This is a genomic window from Kitasatospora sp. NPDC059571 (genome assembly GCF_042735675.1).
Classification (GTDB): Bacteria; Actinomycetota; Actinomycetes; order Streptomycetales; family Streptomycetaceae; genus Kitasatospora.
Genome location: NZ_JBHWBW010000594.1, coordinates 1 through 3,791, shown reverse-complemented (window position 1 = coordinate 3,791; position 3,791 = coordinate 1). Strand labels below are relative to the sequence as shown.

Here is a 3,791-nt window from a genome sequence, read left to right as displayed (position 1 = left end):
GGCGCGCTCCCCGGGCGCGCCGGCGGGGCGCCGGGCGCCCCCCCGGCGCGCGGGCGCGCCGCCCCGTCCCCGAACTCGTCGCCCTCCCCGGCGGGTGCCGTGAAGGAGTAGGTGTCGACCAGCACGACGGCCGACGGGCCCGCACCGAGCTCCTCCAACCGGGCCGCGGTCGCCTGCGCGAGCAGGCCGCCGGTCGAGTGGCCGAGCAGCACGAACTTCGCGCCGTCGGCCACCCGCAGCACGCTCTGTGCCGCCAGTTCGAGGATCGCCGCCGCGTCGGCGGGCAGCCGCTCGCCGTCCAGCAAGCCGGGCAGCGGCAGCGCGTTCACCGCCCGCCGCCCGCGGAAGGCCGCGGCCAGCCGCGCGTACTGGTGCGGGCCGGAGATCGCCAGCAGTGAGGGCAGGCAGACCAGCAGCGGCTGCTCCGGCCCCTCGGCGAGCCGGACCGGCTCCATCGCGGGTGCCGAGCCCGACGCGGCCTCGACCGCGTCGAAGGACGGACGGAAGCGCGAGGCCGCGAACAGCAGCTCCATGAACTCGCTGCTGCGGCCCGTCGCCGCCGCCGACCGCAGCAGGGTGCCGATGCTCCCCAGCCCGCCGTCCGTGCCGCCCTCCGCCGTGGGCCGGCCCCCCGGGGGGGTGGGGGGGGGCGCCGGCCGCGCGGGCCCGGGGGGCCGCCCCCCCCCCCCCCGCCCGCGGCGCCCCCCCGCGCCGCGCCCCGCCGGCTGTCGGGGGCTCCGCGGCGCCGCGGACGTCGCGAGCAGGGTGCGCAGCCGCCCGGCCAGCAGCCGCGGCGCCGGGTGGTCGAAGAGCAGCGTCGCCGGCAGCCGCAGGCCGGTGGCCGCGCCGAGGCGGTTGCGCAGCTCCACGGAGGTCAGCGAGTCGAAGCCCAGCTCCAGGAAGGCCCGTTCGGCGTCCACGGCCTCCGGCCGCGGGTGGCCGAGCACGGCCGCCGCGTGCACCCGGACGAGCTCCAGGAGGATCCCGTCCTGCTCCTCGGCGGGCCGTCCGACCAGCCGCTCGGCCAGGGCCTGCGGCGAGGACCCGCCGGCCGTCGCGGAACGCCGCAGCGGGACGCGGACCAGGCCGCGCAGCAGCGCGGGCACCTGCCCGGTCGCGGCGGCACCGGCCCGAACCCCGGCCAGGTCGATCCTGGCGGGCACCAGCAGCGCGGAGCCGGGGCCGGCGGCGGCGCCACCGGCGTCCGCGGCGTCCGCGCCACCGTCACCCGCGTCCGCGTCGCCGTTGTGCGCGGCGCCGTGGCCGAAGACGCGGCCGGGGACGCGGGTGCCGCCGGCGAGTGCCAGTGCGGTGTCGAAGAGTGCCAGGCCCTCTTCGGAGGAGAGCCCCTCGACGCCGCCGCGCGCCAGCCGCCGGACGCCCTCGTCGCCGAGGTCGCCGGTCATCGTGCTCTCCTCGGCCCACAGGCCCCACGCGAGCGAGGTCGCGGGCAGGCCGTCGGCGCGGCGCCGCTCGGCGAGGGCGTCCAGGAAGGCGTTGGCTGCCGCATAGTTGCCCTGGCCGGGCATACCGAACACCCCGGCCGCGGAGGAGAACAGCACGAACGCCGCCAGCGGGTGGCCGGCCGTCAGCTCGTGCAGGTTCCAGGCCGCGTCGACCTTCGGGCGCAGCACGGCGTCGAGCCGCTCGGGGGTGAGCGAGGCGAGCACGCCGTCGTCCAGCACGCCGGCGGCGTGCACGACGGCGGTCAGCGGGTGCGCCAGACCGTCGAGCAGCGCGGCCAGGGCGGCGCGGTCGGCGACGTCGCAGGCGGCGAGCGTCACCTCGGCGCCGAGCGCGGTCAGTTCGGCGGCCAGCGCGTGCGCCCCGTCGGCGTCCGCACCTCGGCGCGAGACCAGCAGGAGGCGCCGTGCCCCGTACGCCGTCACCAGGTGGCGGCTGACCAGCGTGCCGAGCAGGCCGAGCGCGCCGGTGACCAGCACCGTGCCGTCCGGGTCGAGCCCGGGTGCCGGCGCCTCGGCGGCGGCGGTGTCGGTGGTGTCGGCGGTACGGGTGGTGTCGGGCACGCGCGCCAGGCGCGGGGCGAGCGCCTCTCCGGCGCGCAGCGCCACCTGTGGCTCACCGCAGTCGGCGGCCCGCGGCAGGGCGGGCAGCGAGGCCGGGTCGGCGTCCAGGTCGACCAGGACGATCCGGTCCGGGTGCTCCGCCTGCGCCGTCCGCAGCAGTCCCCACGCGGCCGCGGCCGCCAGGTCGCCGGGGTCCGTCGGGTCGGCCGGGGCCGTGGCCCCGCGGGTCACCACGATCAGGCGGGAGTCCGCGAACGGCTCCAGGGCCAGCCACTGCTGAAGGAGTACGAGCAGGGCGTGCAGCCGGGCACGGGTGGCGGACACCGGGTCGGGCCCGTGCTCCGCTCCCGCCGGACCGGCACCGATCAGCGGGAGGACGACCGTGCCGGGGACGGTTGCACCGTCCGCAACGGCGGCGGCCAGCGCATCCAGCCCGGCGTACGGGGTCGCCGCGCCGAGGCCGAGCAGCCGCACCGCTTCCTCGGCCGCATCGGCGGCAGTGTCGGCAGCGATGTCGGCGTTGCCGGTTTCCGTACCGCCGGCCAGCACCGCCCAGCCCTCGCCCGGCGCGGCCGCGGCGGGCGGCCCGAGCGGCACCGGAGACCAGTCGACCCGGAACAGCGACTCGTGGAAGGCGGTCCGTCCGGCCGACAGCCGGTCCACCGCGACCGGGCGCAGCACCAGCTGCTCGACGGTGGCGACCGGCGCGCCGGAGCCGTCCGCGACCGCCAGCGCGACCGCGTCGGCGCCCTGCGCGGTGATCCGCACCCGCAGCGAGGTCGCCCCCGCCGCGTGCAGGCGCACCCCGCCCCAGGCGAACGGCAGCCGCGCCTGACCGGCCCCGGCCAGCATCCCGCCGAGGCCGATGGCGTGCAGGGCGCCGTCCAGCAGTGCGGGGTGCAGTCCGTAGCGGGCCGCCTGGTCGTGGCTCTCCTCCGGCAGCTCCACCTCGGCGAACAGGTCGCCGTCGCGGCGCCAGGCGGCCCGCAGGCTCTGGAACAGCGGGCCGTAGCCGAACCCGGCCGCCGCGAACCCCTGGTAGACGGTGTCGACCGGGACGGCCTCGGCACCGGCCGGCGGCCACTGCACCAGGTCGGGGCCGGCGTCGACCGGCGCAGCGGCGGACAGCTGGCCGGCTGCATGCCGGGTCCACGGCTCCTCGGCCTCGACCGCCTCGGCCCGGGAGTACAGGCTGACCGTGCGTCGGCCGCCCTCGTCCGGTGCGCCGACCCAGAGCTGGACCTGCACACCGCCTTGGGCGGGCAGGAACAGCGGGGCCTCCAGCGTCAGTTCGTCCAGCCGGTCGCAGCCCACCTGGTCGCCGGCCCGGACGGCCAGCTCCACGAAGGCAGTGCCCGGCAGCAGCACGAGCTCGCCGACGGCGTGGTCGGCCAGCCAGGGGTGCGAGTCCAGACCGAGCCGGCCGGTGAACAGGTACCCCTCGCCGTCGCCGTCGGCCAGCGCGAGGGACGCGCCTAGCAGCGGGTGGTCGGCGGACCCGAGACCCGCCGAAGCGACATCGCCCAGCCAGCCGGTCAGCGGGCGGGGCCAGTAGTTCTCCCGCTCGAAGGCGTACGTCGGCAGGGCCACCGGCGCAGTGGCCGTGCCGGCGAAGGCGGCGGCCCGCCAGTCGACGGCCACGCCGCGCACCCACGCCTCGGCCAGCGACGCCAGCACCCGGCGCGGCCCACCCTCACCGCGGCGCAGCGTCCCCACACTCACCGCGTCGTGCCCGGCCGCCTCGGCGGCGTCCTGCACCGCCAT

Annotated in this window: 1 protein-coding gene; it reads right to left on the bottom strand. The window is 79.0% G+C overall.

Translation table 11 applies throughout. The annotated features are described in order from the left end of the window. On the bottom strand, positions 1-3,791 hold a 3,791-nt coding region (locus ACFV0G_RS36200; RefSeq protein ID WP_380557091.1), incomplete at both ends, for an SDR family NAD(P)-dependent oxidoreductase.